Below are 19,160 nucleotides of genomic sequence, written 5' to 3'. Positions count from 1 at the left end.
CCGCCGGCGCCGCGACGGGCTGGCGTAGGATGACGCTTTCGTCTGTCGCCCCGCTCAATTCAGCCGCAGCCTCACCCGTTCGCGCTGGGCGCGGGCGGCCAGGGCCGCGCCGCCGTCGAGCGCGGTGGCCCGTTGAAGGGCCTCCAGCGCGCCGGCCAGGGCGCCCTGGCCCTCGCGGGCGGCGGCCACGTCGAGCCAGGGGCGGTGGTCCAGCGGGTCGAGCAGGGCGCGCCGCAGCGCCGCGCGCTCGGCGCGGGCGTAGTCGCCCGAGGCGCTGGCGCTGGCGAAGACGATGTTCTGCAGGCGCAGCAGCACCGCCCGGTCGCTGACGGGCGTCATCAGCCGGTCCAGGCGGTCGGCGACGTTGGGGGTGAGGCCGGTGTGCAGGGCGCGCCGCGTCAGCTCGGACGGCAGGACGACGCGCCCCTCCGAGAACGGATCGAGGGCGAGCGGGCCCTCCGGGGTCTCGATCCGCAGGAGGAAGTGGCCCGGAAAGTCGACGCCCTGGAGGGTGAGGCCGCAGCGCCGCGCGGCGTGCAGGTAGAAGACGCCGATGGTGACGGCCAGGCCGCGCCGCCGGGCGGCCATGGCGATGACGTCGGCGTTGTCGGGGTCGTCGAGGGTGAAGAGGTCGCCGGAGAGGCCGAGGTCGCCCGCCATGGCCTCGGCGATGGCCTCCTCGGGGCTCTCGTGCTTCAGCCGCTCGGCGAGGCGCGCGACGGCGGTGTCGGCCAGTTCGCGCACGGGCTTCGGGTCGCGAGCCGGCGTCTCGTGGATCGCGCAGGCGATCGCCGCCTCCAGCAGCGGGAATTCGCTGTCGGCCACGCCGCCGGCGGCGGCAAGGATGGTTTCGGCCTCTTCGCGGTCCATCTGTCCAAGGGGGTCCCGTCAGCCGCCCTTCCAGGCGTCGGGAATATGCCTAGGAAGACGCCCGGGCGCGAGGGCCAGGAGATCGAGCCGCACCTGCAGGCGCGCGAGGGCGGGGCGCCGCGAGGCCAGAGCGACCCCGGCGCGGCGCAGACGCTCGCGCTGCTCGGCGCTCACGGCGCCCAGGGCGGCGTCCAGGGTGGCGCGCCGTTTCACCTCCACCACGGCGAGGACCCGGCCGCGCTTGGCGAGCAGGTCGATCTCGGCCTGGGGCGTCTTCAGGCGGAAGCCGAGGATCCGATAGCCGCGCGCCATCAGCCAGGCCGCGGCCCAGGCCTCGCCGCGGCGGCCCGAGCGCCGCGCCGCGGCGCCGCGCGCCGCCCGCACGTTCACCGCTTGAGCTCCAGGGCCCGACGGTAGAGGTCGCGGCGCGGCAGGCCCAGGGCCTTGGCCACCTCGGCGGCCGCGTCGGCGGGCTTCAGTCTTCCGAGCGCCTCGGCCAGGGCGGCGTCCGCGTCGGCGGCGGTGGCGGCGGTCTCGCGCCCCGGTCCGACCAGCACGACGATCTCGCCCTTGGGCGCCTCGAACCGCGGATCGGCGGCGAGGTCGGCCAGCCGGCCGCGCACGACGGTCTCGTAGAGCTTGGTGAGCTCGCGGCAGACCACGGCCTCGCGGTCGCCCAGGACGGCGGCCATGTCGGCCAGGCTGGCGGCCAGCCGGGAGCCGCCCTCGAAGAAGACAAGGGTGGCGCGCACGCCCGCCACCTCCTCCAGGAAGGCGCGCCGCGCGGCGCTCTTGGGCGGCGGGAAGCCCGCGAACAGGAACCGGTCGGTGGGCAGGCCGGCGACGCTCAGGCCGGCGAGCAGGGCCGAAGCGCCGGGGATCGGGAAGACCGGATGGCCCGCCTGGGCCGCCTCGCGCACCAGCCGGTAGCCGGGATCGGAAACCAGGGGCGTGCCCGCGTCGGAGACCAGCGCCACGCGGGCGCCCCCGGCCAGCGCCGCCAGCGCCCGGGGGCGTGCGCGTTCCGCGCCGTGCTCGTCGTAGCGCTCCAGCTTCGCCGAGAGGCCGAACGCGGAGAGGAGCTTGCCGGCCACCCGGGTGTCCTCGGCCAGCACCAGGTCGGCCTGGGCCAGCACGTCCAGGGCGCGGAGCGTGATGTCGCGCAGGTTCCCGATGGGCGTCGCCACCACATAGAGCCCGCTCGCGAGCGGCGCGTCGTCGAGGGCGGGGGGCGGAAAGGCGCGGGCCATGGGCGAGGGTTCGCCGCTAAGCGCGCCAAAGGCAAGCCGCCTTAGACGCCGGCGAGTTCGGCGGTCAGCCGGTCGAGGACGCGACGTCCGGCCGACGTCGCGATCAGGCGTTCAGGGTTCTCGGCCAACAGACCCAGCGCCACGAGGCCGCGCACGACGGGATGGCCGGGGTGGAGGCCGAGGGCGGCGAGCTCGCCGAACGCCACGCCCTCGCCGATGCGCAGCCCGCCCAGCAGCCGCTCCTCTGCCGCCTCGACCGGCGACAGCACGTCCCGCGCGGCGAAGCCCGTCCCCGCCTCGGCGACGCGGGCGATGTAGTCGGCCGGGCGGTCGGCGGCGCGGGTGGCCTCGCGGCCCGCCGCGGTGGTGAGCCGGCCGTGCGCGCCGGGGCCGGCGCCCACGTAGTCCAGCCCCCGCCAGTAGACGAGGTTGTGTCGCGAACGGGCGGCCGGGCCGCGGGCGTGGTTCGACACCTCGTAGGCCTCGAAGCCGAGGGCCTCCAGAGTCGCCTGGGTGGTGTCGTAGAGATCGGCGCCGAGGTCCTCGCCGGGCGGGACCAGGGTTCCGCGCCGCACCGCGCGGTCGAACGCGGTGCCGTGTTCGATGGTGAGCTGGTAGGGCGAGACGTGCTCGGCGCCCAGGTCGGCGGCGGCCCTCAGTTCGTCGCCCCAGGCGGACGGCGTCTGTCCCGGGCGCGCATAGATCAGGTCCAGCGACAGGCGCGGAAACGTGCGGGCGGCCACGCCCGCGGCGCGGATCGCCTCGGCGGCGTCGTGATTGCGGCCCAGGAGCTTCAGCGCCGCGTCATCGAGCGACTGCAGGCCCAGCGACAGCCGGTTCACGCCGGCGGCGGCGAGGGCCTCGAACCGGCCGGCCTCGGCGTCGGTCGGGTTGGCCTCGAGGCTTACTTCCAGATCGGCGACCGGCCGCCACAGCCGGCGCGCGGCTTCGACGATTTCCGCGACCCAGGCCGGATCCATCAGCGAGGGCGTGCCGCCGCCGAAGAAGATCGAGACCACGTCGCGCGGGCCGGTGATCGCGGCCTGGGCCTCCAGGTCGGCGACGATGGCGCGGGCGAGGCCGGCCGCCTCGGCGTCGCGCCCCCGCGCCCGGAAGACGTTGAAATCGCAGTAGGGGCAGATGCGCGCGCAGTAGGGCCAGTGGACGTAGACCCCCAGCGGGATCGAGCCATCGATCCCGCGAGCCTCGCTGGACGCAGCCCGCGGTCCGGTCGGAACGCCGGCGGCTGCGGGCGCTTCGGTCAAAGCAGGGCGGCTTTCAGCTTCACGAAGGCGCGGGCGCGGTGGCTCATGCCGTCCTTCGCGGCGGGCTCCATCTCGCCGAAGGTGAGCGCGTGGCCCTGCGGCACGAAGATCGGGTCGTAGCCGAAGCCCTTGTCGCCGCGGGGCGGGAAGCTGAGCGTCCCGTCCACCCGGCCCTCCACCACCACCGCCGGGCCGCCCGGCCAGGCCACGCAGAGGGCCGAGGTGAACCAGGCCGAGAAATCATCGGCCCCAGCCTCCTCCAGCCGGGCCTCCACCTTCGCCATCGCCAGGGCGAAGTCGCGATCCGGCCCGGCCCAGCGGGCCGAATAGATCCCGGGCGCGCCGTCCAGCGCCGCCACCGAGAGGCCGGAATCGTCGGCGAGCGCGATCAGGCCGCTCGCCTCGGCCGCCGCGCGCGCCTTCAGGAGGGCGTTGCCGCAGAAGGTCTGCTCGGTCTCCTCGGGCTCGGGCAGGCCCAGCTCGCCCGCCGCGACCAGCTCGAACCGCCCATCGAGGATTTCGGCCAACTCGCGCGCCTTGCCGGGGTTGTGAGTGGCCACCACCAGCCGCGCGCCGGGTTCGAGCTTGAGGGCCATACGCCGCCTCCGTCTGCCGCAGGGCGGCGACCTTAGCGCCGGCCAGCGATTTTGCATTGCGAAAGTTTAATATTGTTAATCGATATTCATTTGATCGAAAAACGATGCCGCCTTATCGATTGTCGTCATCGGAACAGGGTGTTCCGGACCTTAACCCGCTGCACTGCAGCAAACGAACTGGAGAGACCAAAATGATCGCTTCCGCCATGAAGCACCTCGACCAAGCCGCCATGACCTTCGTGCTGGTCCTGGCCGCCGCGCCGTTCCTGAGCATCGCCGCCCGCGCCGCCTTCCTCTAGGCTCCGGACGGATGTTGGGGAACATGTGATCCGCCTCGGCCCCAAGGCCCGAAAGGCCCGAAGCCGCGGCGGATCCGTAACCCGACGAGATATAGAGAACTGGGGAGAGCCTGACGCCATGCGCGCCTTGGGACCGGGGTCGGTATCGAGTTTCCTGAAGATCATCCTGGACGTGGTCTTCGCGGCCCTGTGGATCGGCGTCGCCATCTCGTCGCTGCTGACGCTCGCGGCGTTGCTGCTGGGCTTCAATCCCGACCTTCTGGGCGATATCGGCCTGAACCTGGACGCCGGCGAACAGGCCCGCAACAGCGCCCTTTCCGAACTTCTGAAGAACGGACCCTCGATCGCCAGCGGCCTGCTCGCCGCGGCCCTCTACCTGGGGGGCATACTGGTCATCGTGGGCTCGCTGCGCCGCATCTTCACGACGCTGACGGCCGGCGACCCGTTCCATCCCGACAACGTGGCGCGCCTGCGCCTCATCGGCCTGATGCTCGCGGGGCTCGAACTGGGCCGCTACGCCTTCTGGGGGGTCAGCACCTGGCTGATCACCGGCGTCAACAAGGTCGAGCCCACCTTCAGCCTGACGGCCTGGTTCTCGGTCCTCGTGGTCTTCGTGCTCGCCGAGGTGTTCCGGGAAGGCGCGCGCCTGCGCCGCGAAGCCGAGCTGACGATCTAGGGGCCCCTGCGAATGCCGATCCGTGTCAGTCTGGACCGCGTGCTCCTCGAACGGCGCATGTCGCTCACCGAACTCGCCGACCGCGTCGGCGTGACCATCGCCAACCTGTCGATCCTGAAGACCAGCAAGGCGCGCGCCGTCCGCTTCTCGACGCTCTCGGCCCTGTGCCGCGAACTCGACTGCCAGCCCGGCGACCTCCTGGTCTACGAACCCGGCCCCGACGACGCGATCCTCGACGACGAGGGCTGACGCGGCGCCCCGACCGCATGCCGCGCTGCGGCATCCGGCATGCGGCATTGCAGCGCATATTTATTCACCGAGTGCAGAAATCCTTGCACGCGCCGAGAGGCGCTCCTATATGCGGCGCAATATTGCACTGCACAAATGGAGTGCCCGACATGATCGCCATGATCGAGAAGTTCCTCGACGCTCTCTTCGCGCCCCTGGCGCGCGAGATCGAACGCCTGCCGCCGCAGGCGCTGCGCTTCAACGTCTTCTTCTGAGCAAGCGTCGCCTGCGCCCGGTCCTCCCCCGGGCCCGCTGACGCCGGCGGCGCCGACCCGGGACGGGCGGCGCCGTTTGCTTATCCGCCCACCGCCGCGCGCTGGACGTCGCAGAGTTCGCCGATACCCTTGCGGGCCAGCCCGAACAGGGCGTCGAACTCGGCCTGGCTGAAACCGCGCTTCTCGCCGGTGGCCTGCACCTCGACGATGTCGCCCGACCCGGTCAGCACGAAGTTGGCGTCGGCCTCGGCGTTGGAGTCCTCCTCGTAGTCGAGGTCGAGCACCGGCGTCCCGTCGAAGATCCCGCAACTGATCGCCGCCACCTGGTCGAGGATCGGGTCGGTCGCGATGACGCCTTCGTCCAGCAGGTGCTTCGTCGCCAGCCGCAGGGCCACCCATGCGCCGGTGATCGAGGCGGTGCGCGTGCCGCCGTCGGCCTGCAGCACGTCGCAGTCCACGGTGATCTGCCGTTCGCCCAGCGCCTTCAGGTCGGTGACCGCCCGCAGCGAGCGCCCGATCAGGCGCTGGATCTCCTGGGTGCGGCCCGACTGCTTGCCCTGGGCGGCCTCGCGCCGTCCGCGGGTGTGGGTGGCGCGCGGCAGCATGCCGTACTCGGCGGTGACCCAGCCCTGGCCCTTGCCGCGCAGGAAGCCGGGAACGCCTTCCTCCAGACTGGCCGTCACCAGGACCCGCGTATGGCCGAACACGGCCAGGCACGATCCCTCGGCGTAGCGCGTGACCCCCGTCTCCAGGCTGATGGGCCGCAGGATGTCGGGGGCGCGTTCGGAAGGTCGCATGGGGCCTCGAAGTCTCATCGTTGCGGGCCGGGCGTCTTGCGCGGCCGAGGGCCGCGCTTATCCTAGATCGTGGACAGTCCGTCCATGGGACCAAAGACGCCGCTGCCGACGAACGTGACCCCTCCCCTGTTCCAACGCGGCCCGACGCTGGCCGACATGGACGCCCGCGCGCGAGAAATCTTCCGCCGCATCGTCGAGAGCTACCTCGAGACCGGCGAGCCGGTGGGGTCGCGCACCCTGTCGAAGGGCGGCGTCTCGCTGTCGCCCGCCTCGATCCGCAACACCATGCAGGACCTGACCCAGCTGGGCCTGCTCGGCGCCCCGCATGTGAGCGCGGGCCGGCTGCCGACGCACGCGGGCCTGCGCCTGTTCGTCGACGGGCTGCTGGAGGTGGGCGACGTGGGCGAGGCCGAGCGCCGCGCGATCGAGGCGCGGCTGCTGGCGCATGGGCGCAACTATGAGGACGCGCTGAGCGAGGCCTCGTCGATCCTCTCGGGCCTGGCGGGCGGGGCGGCGGTGGTGGTCACGCCGATGCGCGACGCGGGCGTCACCCACGTGGAGTTCGTGCAGCTCTCGGGCGACCGCACCCTGGCGATCATGGTGTTCGACGACGGCACGGTGGAGAACCGGATCATCCGCCTGCCGCTGGGCGTGACGCCCTCGTCGCTGCAGGAGGCCTCCAACTTCCTGGGCGCGCGGCTGCGCGGCCGGACGCTCTCCGAGGCCAAGGCCGCCCTGCAGGCCGAGCTCGAACGCGCCCGCCAGGAACTGGACGCCAGCGCCGCGCGGCTGGTGGAGGACGGGCTGGCGGCCTGGAGCGGCGGCGAGGTCGGCGACCGCGCCCTGATCGTGCGCGGCCGGGCCAATCTGCTGGAGGATCGCGACGCCCTCGACGACCTGGAACGCGTCCGCTCGCTGTTCGAGGACCTGGAGCAGAAGGAACAGCTCATCCAGCTCCTCGACCTCGTCCGCGACGGCGAGGGCGTGCGCATTTTCATCGGCGCCGAAACCCGGCTGTTCTCGCTTTCGGGTTCCGCCGTCATCGCGGCGCCCTATATGACGGGCGCGCAGAAGGTGGTGGGCGCGATCGGCGTGATCGGGCCCACGCGCCTGAACTACGCCCGGGTCATCCCGCTGGTGGACTACACCGCCCGCGTGCTCGGCCAGGTGATGAACGTCTGAGGGTCCAAGAAGAACGATGTCGGAAGACGATACGCCCGCCAACTGGGAAGCCGACGGCCCGTCCGTCGACGCCGAAGTCGAGGCTCTGCAGGCCGAGGTGCAGGCTCTGAAGGAGCAGATGCTCCGCTACGCCGCCGAGGCCGAGAACACCAAGCGCCGCGCCGAGCGCGAGATGAACGACGCGCGCGCCTATGCGATCACCAAGTTCGCCCGCGACCTGCTGGGGGTGGCCGACAACTTCGACCGGGCGCTGGCCGCGGCGCCCGCCCAGGCGGACGAGGGCGTGAAGAACTTCGTCGTGGGCGTCGAGATGACGGCCAAGGCGCTGCTGGGCGCCTTCGAGAACAACGGCCTGAAGAAGATCGACCCGCCCAAGGGCGAGGAGTTCGACCCCCACAAGCACCAGGCGATGATGGAACAGCCCGGCGAGGACGTGGCGCCGGGCGGGATCATCCACGTACTGCAGCCGGGCTACGAACTGCTGGGCCGGCTGGTGCGTCCGGCGATGGTGGTCGTGGCCGCCAAGGGCGGGGCCTCGGGCCCCCCGCCGTCCGGCGGCGCGGGCGCCTACGCCTCGGGCGACGACGGCGAGTCCGGCGGCGCGGTCGACACCCGCGCCTGACCTAGAGCCTTCCCGGATCAAGTGGAGTCACTTGATCGGGACAAGAAGGCTCGATCTTCAAAAGTGTAGAGCCCGTCCGGGCGGGTGAACCGGCGCCCACTTCCCCCTGACGGGCTCTAGGGCGACGGCGCGGATGCGCGGCGGTGCATCGCGATGCGCGCCGCTGCGCCTTACCGCAAGGCCGTCGCGGCGGTTTGCTGAAGGCTCCAGTGTTGGTTGGGGCTTTCCTATGAGATTGAAAACAATGGCGGTCGCCTTGCTGGCCGCCCTGTCGGCGGGCGGCGTCGCCCAGGCCGACGCGATCGCGCCCGGCGGCTCGATCACCGGCGTCGTCATCACCGGCGACACCAGCATCTACAACATCTTCGGCCATGACGATCCTGGCGTGGGCGTCGACTCGCCGGCCTTCCTGGTGACGTTCGCCGCCGGGGCCGGAAACGTGTTCGACGTGACGGCGCGCGGCGAGATCGGCTGCTGCGGCGGCGCGACCAACCAGGGGCCCGACGGCGGGGCCGGCCCCATGAGCATCACCGGCGCCAACGGCCTGTCGTCGCTGTCGGGCAACGGCCAGATCCCCGTCGTCGGCGTCTTCACGACCGACACCGACCCCTTCGGGTCCGCGCCGCCAGCGGCGCTGACATTCGACGCCAACAACCCGGCCTCGATCGCGCCGCTCCTGAACCAGGTCTTCTACATCGGCGACGGGCTCACGGGCTTCGCCGACCCGAACGGCGCGCTGCTGAACTTCATCGCGCCGCCCGACGCGACGCGGCTCTACATCGGCCTGATCGACGGCTATTCGTTCACCGGCCCGACCGGCTGGTATCACGACAACCCCGGATCGTTCACCGTCGCCGTCCACCTGAACAACGAAGCCTCGGTGACGCCAGGCGGCGTCCCGGAGCCGGCGACCTGGGCGCTGATGATCCTGGGCTTCGCCGGCGCTGGCGGGGCGCTGCGCCGCCGCCGCCCGGCAGCCGTCGCCGCCTGATCGCGCCGCATCCCGGCCCGACGAAACGCCCCGCGGTCTCCCGTGGGGCGTTTTGCTGTGGGCGAGGCCGCCACGGGCTTTCTTAGCCTTGCGAAATCGCTAATGTCCCAAGTCCCCTCCCCTCGGGGTGCGAGCCGGCCCAGGTGATTCGCGGGTCGGCCGCAGGATTGGCGAGTCGGGACACGGAATGAAGCTGACGATCGAACGCGCCGCGCTGCTGAAGGCGCTGGGCCACGTGCAGAGCGCTGTGGAGCGCCGCAACACCATCCCGATCCTCTCGAACGTGCTGCTGTCGGCCGACCGCGACCGGCTGACGTTCTCGGCCACCGACCTCGACCTGGAAATCGTCGACGAGGCGATGGCCCAGGTGGACCAGCCCGGCCAGATCACCGCGCCGGCCCACACCCTCTACGAGATCGTGCGCAAGCTGCCCGAGGGCGCCGACGTGTCGCTGTCGTTCACCGGCGAGGACCCGCGCCTGACCGTGGCGGCCGGACGCTCGCGCTTCAACCTGCCGGTGCTGCCGGCCGGCGACTTCCCGGTGATGTCCACCGAGGGCTTCTCGGGCAGTCTGAGCGTCGACGTGAACGACCTGATCCGGCTGATCGACAAGACCCGGTTCGCGATCTCGGCCGAGGAGACGCGCTACTATCTGAACGGCCTCTACCTCCACACCATCATGGTCGACGGCGCGCCGCGCCTGCGCGCGGTGGCGACCGACGGCTCGCGCCTGGCCCTGGCCGAGATGAACGCGCCCGAGGGCGCCGCCGGCGCGCCCGGCGTCATCGTGCCCCGCAAGACCATCGGCGAAATCCGCCGCCTGCTCGACGACGCCGGCGAAAGCGTCGACCTCCAGATCAGCCCCCAGAAGGTGCGCCTGGAACTGGGCGGCGCCGCCCTGACCTCGAAGGTCATCGACGGCAACTTCCCCGACTACGTCCGGGTGATCCCCAAGGACAACACCCGCATCGTGATGGTCGACGCCAAGCTGTTCGCCCAGGCGGTCGACCGCGTGGCCACCATCTCGGCCGAGAAGAGCCGTTCGGTGCGCATGGCCATCGACGCGGGCAAGGTGGTGCTGACCGTCCGCAACATGGAGGCCGGCCAGGCGGTCGAGGAGCTGGAGATCGACTACGACGGCGAGGCCTTCGAGCTGTCGTTCAACGCCCGCTACCTGCTGGACATCACCGACCAGATCTCGGGCGAGACGGCCGAGCTGCGCTTCGGCGGCCCCAACGACCCGGCCCTGGTGCTCGATCCCGGCGACGCCGACGTCCGCTACATCCTGATGCCGCTCAGGGTCTGATTTTCCCTCCCCTTCATGGGGAGGGTGGCGCGAGGCCTCGGCGAGCGACGGGTGGGGGAGCCTCGACCCTCGCTTTCCCCACCCTGGCCGCTTCGCGGCCTGTCCCTCCCGATGAAGGGGAGGGAAATCAGTCCCCGGCCTCGGCCACCTCGATGGTCAGGCCCATGGCCTTCATGCCCACCAGCCGCCAGCCTTCGTCGCTGCGGGCGAAGGTGAGCGCGCAGGTCTTGCCGTGGGGCGCGTCGCGCAGGCAGGCGCGGCCGTCGCCGTTCATCTGAATCTGCGGGGCGACCTGCGTCGGCGTCGGCGCCTTGTCCACCGCCTGGCCCGACCGGGCGTCCACCACATTGATGGCCTCGGGGGCGATCATGCGGTCGAGCGCGAATTCCGAGGGGCCGCCGTCCACCTCCAGGCCGCTGGCCTGGGCCAGCTGGGCCACCTGGCGGCGCACGTCGTCGCGCACCGCGCCGCGATCGATGGCGGCCTCGAACGCCGTGCGATCGCCATGCACCACCGCCGAGAGCAGCCGGGCGGCCGTTTCCGCCGCGTCGTGACGCGCCGAGCCGCCGCAGCTTCCCAGGCTGGCGGCGATCGCGGCGATGGTCAGGGATTTCCGGAGCATCCGGCGAAACTCGCCGCGCGCGTGAGTCGCCGCAAGCGTGGCCGCGCGAATCGGGGCGCGGCGGTTGCGCCCAGGGGCCCTGAGCGGATACTGCGTCGGAAAAGTCCCCACGGGAGGTGAAGGTGTCCGACGGCCAAGTCTTTCCGGTTCCCGAGGAATGGGCCGCCAAGGCCCATATGAACGCCGAGGCCTACGAGGCCGCGGTCAAGGCCGTCGAGGCCGACCCGGAGACCTACTGGACCAAGATCGGCCAGCGGCTCGACTGGATGACCCCGTTCACCCAGGTGAAGGACGTCTCCTTCGACAAGGCCGACTTCCACATCCGCTGGTATTCCGACGGCGTCCTCAACGTCTCGGCCAACTGCCTGGACCGTCACCTCGCCGAGCGCGGCGACCAGGTGGCGCTGATCTGGGAGAGCGACGACGGGGAATCGTACGACGCGCTCACCTATCGCCAGCTCCACGCCGAGGTCTGCCGCTGGGCCAATGTGCTGAAGGCCAAGGGCGTCCAGAAGGGCGACCGGGTCACCATCTACCTGCCGATGATCCCAGCGGCGGCGGCCTCGATGCTGGCCTGCTCGCGGATCGGGGCGATCCATTCGGTGGTGTTCGGCGGCTTCTCGCCCGACAGCCTGGCCGGCCGGATCCAGGACTGTGACTCGAAGATCGTCATCACCGCCGACGAGGGCCTGCGCGGCGGGAAGACCGTGCCGCTGAAGCACAACGTCGACGAGGCGCTCAAGCAGTGCCCGGGCGTCACCAGCGTGATCGTCGTGCGCCGAACCCGCGCCGACGTGCCGATGAAGGCCGGCCGCGACGAATTCTATTCCGATCTCAAGAAAGCGGTCTCCGACCAGTGCGCCCCCGAGCCGATGGGCGCGGAGGATCCGCTGTTCATCCTCTACACCTCGGGCTCGACCGGGAAGCCGAAGGGCGTGCTGCACACCACCGCCGGCTACCTCGCCTGGGCGAGCTGGACCCACGAGGTCGTCTTCGACTACCGGCCGGGCGAGATCTTCTGGTGCACCGCCGACGTGGGCTGGGTGACCGGCCACAGCTATGTGGTCTACGGCCCGCTGGCCAACGGCGCGACCAGCCTGATGTTCGAGGGCGTGCCGAACTACCCGAACAACTCCCGGTTCTGGGAGGTCTGCGACAAGCACAAGGTCGAGATCTTCTACACCGCCCCCACCGCGCTGCGGGCCCTGATGCGCGAGGGCGACGAGTGGGTGAAGCGGACGTCGCGCAAGTCGATCCGCCTGCTGGGCACGGTGGGCGAGCCGATCAATCCCGAGGCCTGGCTCTGGTACCACCGCGTGGTGGGCGAAGGCCGTTCGCCCATCATCGACACCTGGTGGCAGACCGAGACGGGCGCCTGCCTGATGACCGGCCTGCCCGGCGCCCACGCCCAGAAGCCCGGCTCGTGCGCCAAGCCGCTGCCCGGCGTGAAACCCCAGCTCGTCGACGCCGACGGCAAGGTGCTGGAGGGGGCCACCAGCGGCAACCTGTGCCTCACCGACAGCTGGCCCGGCCAGATGCGCACGGTCTACGGCGACCACCAGCGCTTCATCGACACCTATTTCTCCACCTACGCCGGCAAGTACTTCACCGGCGATGGGGCTCGACGCGACGCCGACGGCTACTACTGGATCACCGGCCGGGTGGACGACGTGATCAACGTCTCGGGACACCGCCTGGGCACGGCGGAAGTCGAGAGCGCGCTGGTGGCCCACGAGGCCGTCGCCGAGGCGGCGGTGGTGGGCTATCCGCACGAGATCAAGGGCCAGGGCATCTACTGCTACGTGACGCTGAAGGTGGGCCTGGAGCCCACCGACGCGCTGCGCACCCAGCTTCGCGCCTGGGTGCGCCAGGAGATCGGGCCGATCGCGGCGCCCGACCTCATCCAGTTCGCGCCCGGCCTGCCCAAGACCCGGTCGGGCAAGATCATGCGCCGCATCCTGCGCAAGATCGCCGAGGACGACCTGAGCAGCCTGGGCGACACCTCGACGCTCGCCGATCCGGGGGTGGTCGACGACCTGGTGAAGAACCGCGCCGCCCGGCGCACGGACGACGACGTGGTCATCGGCGGCGCGACGGTGTCGGTGAACGACGTCGAGGCCACGCTGATCTGCCATCCGACGGTGGCCGAGGCCGCGGTCGTGCCGTTCCAGGAGCCCGGCAAGGGCCTCGCCCTGTGGGCCTTCGTGACGCTCGAGGCGGGCGAGACGCCGACCGACGTGCTGGGCGCCGACCTCAAGGGCTTCATCCGCCGCGAGATGTCGCCGCAGGCCACGCCGCGCGTGGTCCAGTTCGCCGCCGCCCTGCCCAAGGCCTGGGACGGCGACGTGGTCCGCCCGGTGCTGCAGCGCATCGCCGAGACGGGCGAGCCGGGCGACGTGAGCGACGTCACCGACGCCGCCGTGGCCCAGGCGCTGGCCCAGGCGCGGGCCGCAGCCCTGGCGTGACGTCCGAGCTGCCGCCGGCGCTGAAGGCCGCCATCCAGGGCGAGTTGGCGGGCGCCTCGCGCCGGGGCCTGGCCGAGCGGGCGGCGGCGACGAGCGCGGCCTATCGGGCCGGCGGCACCTCGGCTTCGGCGATCAAGGCGCGCGAAGACGCGCTCGCCTATGCCCTGGCCCGGCTTCCGGCCACCTACGCCGCCACGGCCGCCGTGTTCGCCGAGGCCCGGCTCCGCGCGCCCGGCTTCGCGCCCGCCTCGCTGCTGGACGCCGGCTGCGGGCCGGGCGGGGCGAGCTGGGCCGCCACGGCCGCCTGGCCCTCGCTGGCCGACATCGCCTGGTTCGACGCGAGCCTTCCGTTCCTCGACCTCGCCCAACGCCTCGCCGAAGGCCAGTTGCAGGCCCGGACGATCCGCGGCGACCTGACCGCAGGCGGCTTTCCGCGCGCCGACCTCGTCGTCGCCAGCTACGCGCTGGCCGAGATCGCCCCGGCCGGCCAAGGCGCGGTGGTGGACGCGCTGTGGACCGCCTGCGACGGGCTGCTGGCCGTGGTGGAGCCGGGGACGCCGGCCGGCTGGGCGCGGCTGATGGCGGCGCGGGATCGCCTGACCGCCGCCGGCGCGGCCTTGCTGGCGCCGTGTCCCCACGCGCGCGCCTGTCCGCTCGAACCGCCGGACTGGTGCCACTTCTCCGTCCGCCTGCCGCGCAGCCGCGACCATCGCCTGGCCAAGGGGGCGGAGGCGCCGTTCGAGGACGAGAAGTACGCCTATCTGCTGGCCGCCCGACCGCAGGTCGGCGAGCCGGCGGTGGGGCGCGTGCTCGCCCGCCCCCGCGTGGGCAAGCCGGGGATCGAGCTCAAGCTCTGCGGGGCCGAGGGCGTGGAGCGCCGGTTCGTCGCCCGGCGCGACAAGGCCGGCCACGCCGTCGCGCGGCGGCTGGCCTGGGGCGACGCGATCTAGCGCACGATGGGGTCAGGTGGAATCACCTGCCCGCTGAATCGTGCTCGAGATTCAAAAGCATCGAGCGCGTTCGAGCGGCGAAACCGCTCACACTTTCGCCTAACGCGCTCTAGTCAGCTCGCGGTCTTGGTGGGGAACGGCACCACGCGCCCGGCCTCCTCGGCCTGCCGCTGGCGGCCGAGCTCCTCGCGTCCGCGCACGATCTGCTGCAGCTGCGGCGCCATGAAGTCGATGAAGGCCCGGACCCGCGGAGTGTCCTTGAGGTCGCGGCGCGTGACGATCCACGAGGTGGCCCGGGCCTCCTCGATCGGGGCCGAGCAGCGGAGGAGATCGGGGTCGGCGTCGGCCACGGTGCAGGGCAGGGCCCCGATGCCCAGCCCGGCCTTCACGGCGTGGACCATGCCCGCGATGCTGTTGGAGCGGGTCACGGGCGCCTTGCCGCCGGAGTGGCGGGTCATCCAGGTGGCGGCCGGCATGCCACGCAGCTCGGGCGCCAGGTCGATGAGGTCGTGATCCTTGAGATCGTCGGTCGACGCCGGCACGCCATGCCGCGCGGCGTAGTCGCGGCTGCAGTAGAGCGCGAGGTCGTGGTCGCAGATCTTGCGGGCCACGAGGTCGGAGGGTTCGAGCGCCTGGGCGGTGCGAATGGCCAGGTCCGCCTCGCCGTTCTGCAGGTCGAGCGTGGCGTCGGTGATCAGCAGGTCGACCTGGATGTCCGGATGGGCCCTGCGGAAATCGACCAGGGCGGGGATCACCATCGAGCTGGCGACCAGTTCGTTGGTGGTCAGCCGCAACGCCCCGGCCACGCCGCGCAGGTGCTGGGCGGCCTGGTTGGCGAAGCGGATCGCGGCCTGCTCCACCGCCTCGGCGTCGGCGATCAGCGCGGTCCCCGCCTCGGTCAGCCGGCTGCCGGTCTGGCCGCGCTCGAAGAGCTTGAGGCCCAGCGCTTGTTCGAGGCCCTCGATGCGGCGGGCCACGGTGGTCTGGTTGACGCCAAGCGCCCGCGAGGCCGCGAGCGTCGAGCCGCCGCGCGCCACCGCCAGGAAGGCCTTGAGGTCGTTCCAATCGAACATGCTCGCATTCTGCGGTTATGCAGAGCTGTCCTGCAAGAGTGCTGATCGCCCGACCACCACGCCGCGCCGTATCTCCCCGCGTCCAAACATCAAGGCGACTGAAGATGAAGCTTTACTGCGACCCGATCTCGACCACGTCCCGCCCGGTTCTGATGTTCATCGCCGAGGCCGGCCTCGACGTGGAGATCGTCAAGGTCGACCTGCTGGCCGGCGGCCATCAGGACCCCGAATTCCTGGCCATCAATCCCAATGGCATCGTCCCGTTCCTGGTGGACGGCGACTTCAGGCTCGGCGAGTCCGTCGCCATCCTGAAGTACCTGGCGATCCGCGCCCATTCCACCGCCTACCCCGAAAGCCTCAAGGCGCAGATGAAGGTCGACGAGGCGCTGATGTGGTTCGCCACCCAGTTCCACGAGTACTTCTGCCTGTTCACCTGCTACCCGAACATGGGCGTGCCGCACGATGCGCCGCGCGAGCTGGCGGCGGGTCTGATGGCCTACGGGCTCGAACACTCGCCGCGCTGGCTCAAGGTGCTGGACCAGCACATGCTGGCCGATCAGCCCTTCGTCTGCGGCGACCGGGTCACCCTCGCCGACTACCTGGGCCTGTCGTTCGTCCTGCTGGGCCGGGTCGCCGACTTCGACTTCTCGCCCTATCCGAACATCGAGGCCTGGATCGCGCGGATGCAGGCGCGTCCGTCCTATGTGCCGACCTATGCGGCGTTCGAGACCTTGGTCGGCTTCATCCGCGCCCAGCCGCAGGCGGCCGCGGCCTGAGGATTAAACCCTCGTAATCTTTCCCTCTCCCGGTTGGGTGCTAAGGATTTCCCCCACCCTTTCACCCGACTGGGATTCTTCATGTTCCGCACCGCCCGCGCTCTCGGCCTCGCCCTGGCGCTTTCCACCGCCGTCCTGGCCCCCGCGGTTCTCGCGACGCCGGCCGCCGCGGCCGACGTCCCTCCGATCAAGTTCACCACCCGGACGCTCGCCAACGGGCTGAAGGTCTACGCTTCGGTCGACCGTTCGACGCCGAACGTCTCGGTGCAGGTCTGGTACGGCGTCGGCTCCAAGGACGACCCGCAGGGCCGGTCGGGCTTCGCCCACCTGTTCGAGCACCTGATGTTCAAGGCCACGCGGAACCTGCCGGCCGAACAGTTCGACCGCATGACCGAGGACGTGGGCGGATTCAACAACGCCAGCACGGCCGACGACTTCACCGACTACTACGAGGTGGTGCCGGCCAATCACCTGCAGCGCCTGCTCTGGGCCGAGGCCGACCGCCTGGGGACGCTGGTGGTGGACGAAGCGGACTTCAAGTCGGAGCGCGACGTGGTGAAGGAGGAGCTGCGCCAGCGGGTCCTGGCCTCGCCGTACGGCCGGCTGATGGCGCTCTACCTGCCCGAGGCCAGCTATAGCGCCCATCCGTACAAGCGCCCCGGCATCGGCTCGATCGCCGAGCTGGACGCGGCCACGATCGACGACGTCCGCGCGTTCCACCAGACCTACTACCGGCCCGACAACGCCGCCCTGATCGTCGTGGGCAATTTCGATCCGCAGAAGCTCGACGCCTGGGTCGACGAATATTTCGGCGGCCTGAAGAACCCGGCCCAGCCGCTGCCGAAAGTGACCGTGAAGGAGCCGCCGCGGACCAAGGCGGGCGTCTTCAACGGCTATGGGCCCAACGTGCCGCTGCCGGCCGTGGTCCTCAGCTTCCAGGGCCCCGCGGCGTCCAGCCCCGACGCGCCGGCCCTGAAGGTGCTGGACGCGATCCTGTCGGCCGGCAAGTCGTCGCGGCTCTACAACAGCCTCGTCTACGACCAGCAGATCGCCGCCCAGGCCTTCTCCAACGCCGACCTGCCGCACGATCCGGGCATGTTCCTGCTGGGGGCCATCATGGCCAGCGGCCACTCGGTGGCCGAGGGCGAGAAGGCGCTGCTGGCCGAGGTGGACCGCCTGCGCGCGGCGCCCCCCAGCGACGCCGAGCTGGCCGAGGCCAAGAACGAACTGCTCACCGACGCCCTGCGCGAGCGCGAGACCATCGAGGGCCGCGCCAGCGCCATCGGCTACGCCCTGCGCGTCGACGGGGACCCCAATGCGGTCAACACCGAACTGGGCGAGCTCCAGGCCGTGACGGCCGCCGACGTCCTGCGGGTGGCCCGGACATACCTCGACCCGAACCGCCGGGTGACCATCAACTACCGGCCCGAGAGCGAGCGGCCGAAGGGCGAGACCGAGCCCGCGCCGCCCCCGCCGCCGAAGACGGTGGCCCGCTTCACCGGTCCGGTCTTCACCCTGGCGCCGCCGGCCGAGCGCCAGGCGCCCCCGCCGGTGGGCGAGCCGGTGAAGCCGGTCCTGCCGACGCCCGCGGAGAAGACCCTGGCCAACGGCCTTCGGGTGATCGTCGCCCGCTCGTCCGACCTGCCGCTGGTCACCGCCAGCCTGTCGGTGCGCGCCGGCGCCTGGGCCGACCCGAAGGGTCTCGCGGGCGCGGCGGGCATGATGGCGAACATGCTGACCGAGGGCACCAAGACCCGCTCGGCCCAGGAGATCGCCAGCCAGGTCGAGTCGCTGGGCGGCTCGCTGAGTTCCGGCGGCGGGCTGGAGTCGTCGTCGGTGACGCTCAACGTCATGCCCGACAAGCTGACGACCGCGATGGCGATCATGGCCGACGTGGCCGAGAACCCGGCCTTCGCCGCGGAAGAGCTCGACCGCCAGCGCGAGCAGGCGCTGGACGGCCTGCGCGTGGCCTACGAACAGCCCGGCCAGGTGGCCGGCTTCGCCGCCGCGCCCGTGGTGTTCGGCGGCACGCCGTTCGGACACGCCGCCGACGGCACGCCCGACTCGCTGCAGCGCATGAAGCCGGCGGACCTCGCCGCCCTCCACGCCGCGCTGTTCCGGCCGGACAACGCCATCCTCGTCCTGACCGGCGACATCGACGCCGACCAGGGCTTCGCCCTCGCCGAGCAGGCGTTCGGCGGCTGGGCCAGGCCCGCCGCGCCGCTGGCGCCGCAGCCCGCGATCACGCCCCAGGGCAAGCCGCGGGCGGTGGCCATCGACATCCCCGGCACCGGCCAGGCCTCGGTGAATGTGGTCAAGCCGGCGATCGCCCGTAACGACCCCGGCTACTACCCCGGCGTGGTGGCCACGGCGGTGCTGGGCGGCGGCTACTCCGCCCGCCTGAACGAGGAGATCCGCATCAAGCGCGGCCTCTCGTACGGCGCCAGCGCGCGGCTCTCGGCCACGCGGACGACGGGTTCGTTCCGCGCCGCGGCCCAGACCAAGAACGAGTCCGCCCGCCAGGTGCTCGACCTGATGGACGCCGAACTCGCCAAGCTGGCCGCCGAGCCGGCCGGCGCCGAGGAACTGAAGGCCCGCAAGTCCAGCCTCGTCGGCGGCTACGGCCGCGATCTGGCCACCTCGGCCGGACTGGCCGACATCCTGGGCAGCTACGCCCTCCACGACGTACCGCTGGAGGAGGTGGCCCATTTCACCGACAAGGTGGAGGCCGTCACCGCCGCCCAGGCCCAGGCCTTCGCCAAGGACATGCTGGCGCAGGACCAGATGAGCGTGATCATCGCGGGCGACGCCAAGACCTTCGTCCCGACGCTCAAGGACAAGCTGCCGGGCCTGGAGGTGATCCCGTCCGACCAGCTCGACCTGGCGAGCCCGACCCTGAAGAAAGGATCGTAGCCGC

The 19,160-nt window shown here is 71.5% G+C and carries 18 protein-coding genes and 1 pseudogene; 11 read left to right on the top strand and 8 right to left on the bottom strand.

Features of this window, described 5'->3' with window-relative positions; all coding sequences use genetic code 11:
* Positions 1 to 54: 54 nt before the first annotated feature.
* From GC203_RS05290 to rdgB, 5 genes are all read right to left on the bottom strand, one after another.
* Entirely contained in the window at positions 55 to 870 is an 816-nt protein-coding gene (locus GC203_RS05290; RefSeq protein WP_293452058.1) for a transglutaminase family protein, read from the bottom strand.
* A gap of 18 nt (positions 871 to 888) precedes the next feature.
* A complete protein-coding gene (locus GC203_RS05285; protein WP_293452056.1) occupies positions 889 to 1,260 on the bottom strand; it encodes a YraN family protein in 372 nt (123 codons plus the stop codon).
* The gene (rsmI, locus tag GC203_RS05280) at positions 1,257 to 2,120 is read right to left on the bottom strand and encodes a 16S rRNA (cytidine(1402)-2'-O)-methyltransferase (protein WP_293452054.1); all 864 of its coding nucleotides are present in this window, start codon (positions 2,118 to 2,120) and stop codon (positions 1,257 to 1,259) included. The genes GC203_RS05285 and rsmI overlap by 4 nt, the downstream gene beginning before the upstream one ends.
* A gap of 41 nt (positions 2,121 to 2,161) precedes the next feature.
* The gene (hemW, locus tag GC203_RS05275; RefSeq protein WP_293452409.1) at positions 2,162 to 3,316 is read right to left on the bottom strand and encodes a radical SAM family heme chaperone HemW; all 1,155 of its coding nucleotides are present in this window, start codon (positions 3,314 to 3,316) and stop codon (positions 2,162 to 2,164) included.
* 65 nt (positions 3,317 to 3,381) lie between these two features.
* The gene (gene rdgB, locus GC203_RS05270) at positions 3,382 to 3,981 is read right to left on the bottom strand and encodes an RdgB/HAM1 family non-canonical purine NTP pyrophosphatase (RefSeq protein ID WP_293452052.1); all 600 of its coding nucleotides are present in this window, start codon (positions 3,979 to 3,981) and stop codon (positions 3,382 to 3,384) included.
* 417 nt (positions 3,982 to 4,398) lie between these two features.
* Between rdgB and GC203_RS05265 the strand changes: the two genes are divergently transcribed.
* Together GC203_RS05265 and GC203_RS05260 are read left to right on the top strand one after the other, a co-directional pair.
* Positions 4,399 to 4,956 carry a DUF2975 domain-containing protein gene (locus GC203_RS05265; protein WP_293452050.1) on the top strand — a complete coding sequence of 186 codons (558 nt, stop codon included), beginning with the start codon at positions 4,399 to 4,401 and terminating at the stop codon, positions 4,954 to 4,956.
* A 12-nt stretch (positions 4,957 to 4,968) separates the two neighbouring features.
* Positions 4,969 to 5,205: a helix-turn-helix transcriptional regulator gene (locus tag GC203_RS05260; protein ID WP_293452048.1), complete on the top strand. Its 237-nt coding sequence runs from the start codon at positions 4,969 to 4,971 to the stop codon at positions 5,203 to 5,205.
* Positions 5,206 to 5,539: 334 nt separating this feature from the next.
* On the opposite strand, the gene rph is transcribed toward GC203_RS05260, so the two are convergent.
* A complete protein-coding gene (gene rph, locus GC203_RS05255; RefSeq protein ID WP_293452046.1) occupies positions 5,540 to 6,256 on the bottom strand; it encodes a ribonuclease PH in 717 nt (238 codons plus the stop codon).
* A gap of 156 nt (positions 6,257 to 6,412) precedes the next feature.
* On the opposite strand from rph, the gene hrcA reads away from it, so the two are divergent.
* The 4 genes from hrcA (at position 6,413) to dnaN (ending at position 10,357) form a co-directional block, all read left to right on the top strand.
* Positions 6,413 to 7,438 carry a heat-inducible transcriptional repressor HrcA gene (gene hrcA / locus GC203_RS05250; RefSeq protein ID WP_293452406.1) on the top strand — a complete coding sequence of 342 codons (1,026 nt, stop codon included), beginning with the start codon at positions 6,413 to 6,415 and terminating at the stop codon, positions 7,436 to 7,438.
* Between the two features lie 16 nt (positions 7,439 to 7,454).
* Positions 7,455 to 8,060, top strand: a complete 606-nt coding sequence (gene grpE / locus GC203_RS05245; RefSeq protein ID WP_293452044.1) for a nucleotide exchange factor GrpE — start codon at positions 7,455 to 7,457, stop codon at positions 8,058 to 8,060.
* 244 nt (positions 8,061 to 8,304) lie between these two features.
* The gene (locus GC203_RS05240) at positions 8,305 to 9,051 is read left to right on the top strand and encodes a PEPxxWA-CTERM sorting domain-containing protein (RefSeq protein WP_293452042.1); all 747 of its coding nucleotides are present in this window, start codon (positions 8,305 to 8,307) and stop codon (positions 9,049 to 9,051) included.
* A gap of 187 nt (positions 9,052 to 9,238) precedes the next feature.
* Positions 9,239 to 10,357, top strand: coding sequence for a DNA polymerase III subunit beta (gene dnaN, locus GC203_RS05235; RefSeq protein WP_293452040.1), 1,119 nt, complete (start codon positions 9,239 to 9,241; stop codon positions 10,355 to 10,357).
* A gap of 127 nt (positions 10,358 to 10,484) precedes the next feature.
* Here dnaN and GC203_RS05230 read toward each other — a convergent pair whose 3' ends face one another.
* On the bottom strand, positions 10,485 to 10,979 hold the full coding sequence (locus tag GC203_RS05230; RefSeq protein ID WP_293452038.1) for a DUF2939 domain-containing protein: 495 nt from the start codon (positions 10,977 to 10,979) through the stop codon (positions 10,485 to 10,487).
* Between the two features lie 122 nt (positions 10,980 to 11,101).
* On the opposite strand from GC203_RS05230, the pseudogene acs reads away from it, so the two are divergent.
* From acs to GC203_RS05215, 3 genes and pseudogenes are all read left to right on the top strand, one after another.
* Positions 11,102 to 13,033, top strand: a pseudogene (gene acs / locus GC203_RS05225) (acetate--CoA ligase); the annotation flags it as partial.
* Positions 13,019 to 13,444, top strand: a complete 426-nt coding sequence (locus tag GC203_RS05220) for a hypothetical protein (RefSeq protein WP_293452404.1) — start codon at positions 13,019 to 13,021, stop codon at positions 13,442 to 13,444. The pseudogene acs and the gene GC203_RS05220, both read left to right, overlap by 15 nt.
* Positions 13,441 to 14,394: a small ribosomal subunit Rsm22 family protein gene (locus GC203_RS05215; RefSeq protein ID WP_293452036.1), complete on the top strand. Its 954-nt coding sequence runs from the start codon at positions 13,441 to 13,443 to the stop codon at positions 14,392 to 14,394. The genes GC203_RS05220 and GC203_RS05215 overlap by 4 nt, the downstream gene beginning before the upstream one ends.
* Positions 14,395 to 14,507: 113 nt before the next feature.
* Here the strand turns inward: GC203_RS05215 and GC203_RS05210 are convergent, their stop codons facing one another.
* Positions 14,508 to 15,467: a LysR family transcriptional regulator gene (locus GC203_RS05210; RefSeq protein ID WP_293452034.1), complete on the bottom strand. Its 960-nt coding sequence runs from the start codon at positions 15,465 to 15,467 to the stop codon at positions 14,508 to 14,510.
* 104 nt (positions 15,468 to 15,571) lie between these two features.
* Here GC203_RS05210 and GC203_RS05205 point away from each other — a divergent pair, with 104 nt between their 5' ends.
* Both GC203_RS05205 and GC203_RS05200 read left to right on the top strand, forming a co-directional pair.
* On the top strand, positions 15,572 to 16,243 hold the full coding sequence (locus tag GC203_RS05205; protein WP_293452032.1) for a glutathione S-transferase family protein: 672 nt from the start codon (positions 15,572 to 15,574) through the stop codon (positions 16,241 to 16,243).
* An 81-nt stretch (positions 16,244 to 16,324) separates the two neighbouring features.
* Positions 16,325 to 19,156 (top strand): pitrilysin family protein, encoded by a 2,832-nt coding sequence (locus GC203_RS05200; RefSeq protein WP_293452030.1) that lies wholly within the window; start codon positions 16,325 to 16,327, stop codon positions 19,154 to 19,156.
* Positions 19,157 to 19,160: the final 4 nt, after the last annotated feature.

Origin of the sequence: Phenylobacterium sp. (assembly GCF_016124325.1) — a bacterium.
Classification (GTDB): Bacteria; Pseudomonadota; Alphaproteobacteria; order Caulobacterales; family Caulobacteraceae; genus Phenylobacterium.
Note: the sequence above shows the minus strand (reverse complement) of the source record. Positions and strands in the feature narration are given on the sequence as shown.

Excerpts from the sequence above, each read along its gene's own strand:
- dnaN (WP_293452040.1), top strand. The coding sequence starts at position 9,239 with ATGAAGCTGACGATCGAACGCGCCGCGCTGCTGAAGGCGCTGGGCCAC.
- rsmI (WP_293452054.1), bottom strand. The coding sequence starts at position 2,120 with ATGGCCCGCGCCTTTCCGCCCCCCGCCCTCGACGACGCGCCGCTCGCG.
- GC203_RS05260 (WP_293452048.1), top strand. The coding sequence starts at position 4,969 with ATGCCGATCCGTGTCAGTCTGGACCGCGTGCTCCTCGAACGGCGCATG.
- GC203_RS05200 (WP_293452030.1), top strand. The coding sequence starts at position 16,325 with ATGTTCCGCACCGCCCGCGCTCTCGGCCTCGCCCTGGCGCTTTCCACC.
- GC203_RS05205 (WP_293452032.1), top strand. The coding sequence starts at position 15,572 with ATGAAGCTTTACTGCGACCCGATCTCGACCACGTCCCGCCCGGTTCTG.
- rph (WP_293452046.1), bottom strand. The coding sequence starts at position 6,256 with ATGCGACCTTCCGAACGCGCCCCCGACATCCTGCGGCCCATCAGCCTG.
- rdgB (WP_293452052.1), bottom strand. The coding sequence starts at position 3,981 with ATGGCCCTCAAGCTCGAACCCGGCGCGCGGCTGGTGGTGGCCACTCAC.
- GC203_RS05230 (WP_293452038.1), bottom strand. The coding sequence starts at position 10,979 with ATGCTCCGGAAATCCCTGACCATCGCCGCGATCGCCGCCAGCCTGGGA.
- GC203_RS05290 (WP_293452058.1), bottom strand. The coding sequence starts at position 870 with ATGGACCGCGAAGAGGCCGAAACCATCCTTGCCGCCGCCGGCGGCGTG.
- GC203_RS05265 (WP_293452050.1), top strand. The coding sequence starts at position 4,399 with ATGCGCGCCTTGGGACCGGGGTCGGTATCGAGTTTCCTGAAGATCATC.
- hrcA (WP_293452406.1), top strand. The coding sequence starts at position 6,413 with ATGGACGCCCGCGCGCGAGAAATCTTCCGCCGCATCGTCGAGAGCTAC.
- GC203_RS05210 (WP_293452034.1), bottom strand. The coding sequence starts at position 15,467 with ATGTTCGATTGGAACGACCTCAAGGCCTTCCTGGCGGTGGCGCGCGGC.
- GC203_RS05240 (WP_293452042.1), top strand. The coding sequence starts at position 8,305 with ATGGCGGTCGCCTTGCTGGCCGCCCTGTCGGCGGGCGGCGTCGCCCAG.
- grpE (WP_293452044.1), top strand. The coding sequence starts at position 7,455 with ATGTCGGAAGACGATACGCCCGCCAACTGGGAAGCCGACGGCCCGTCC.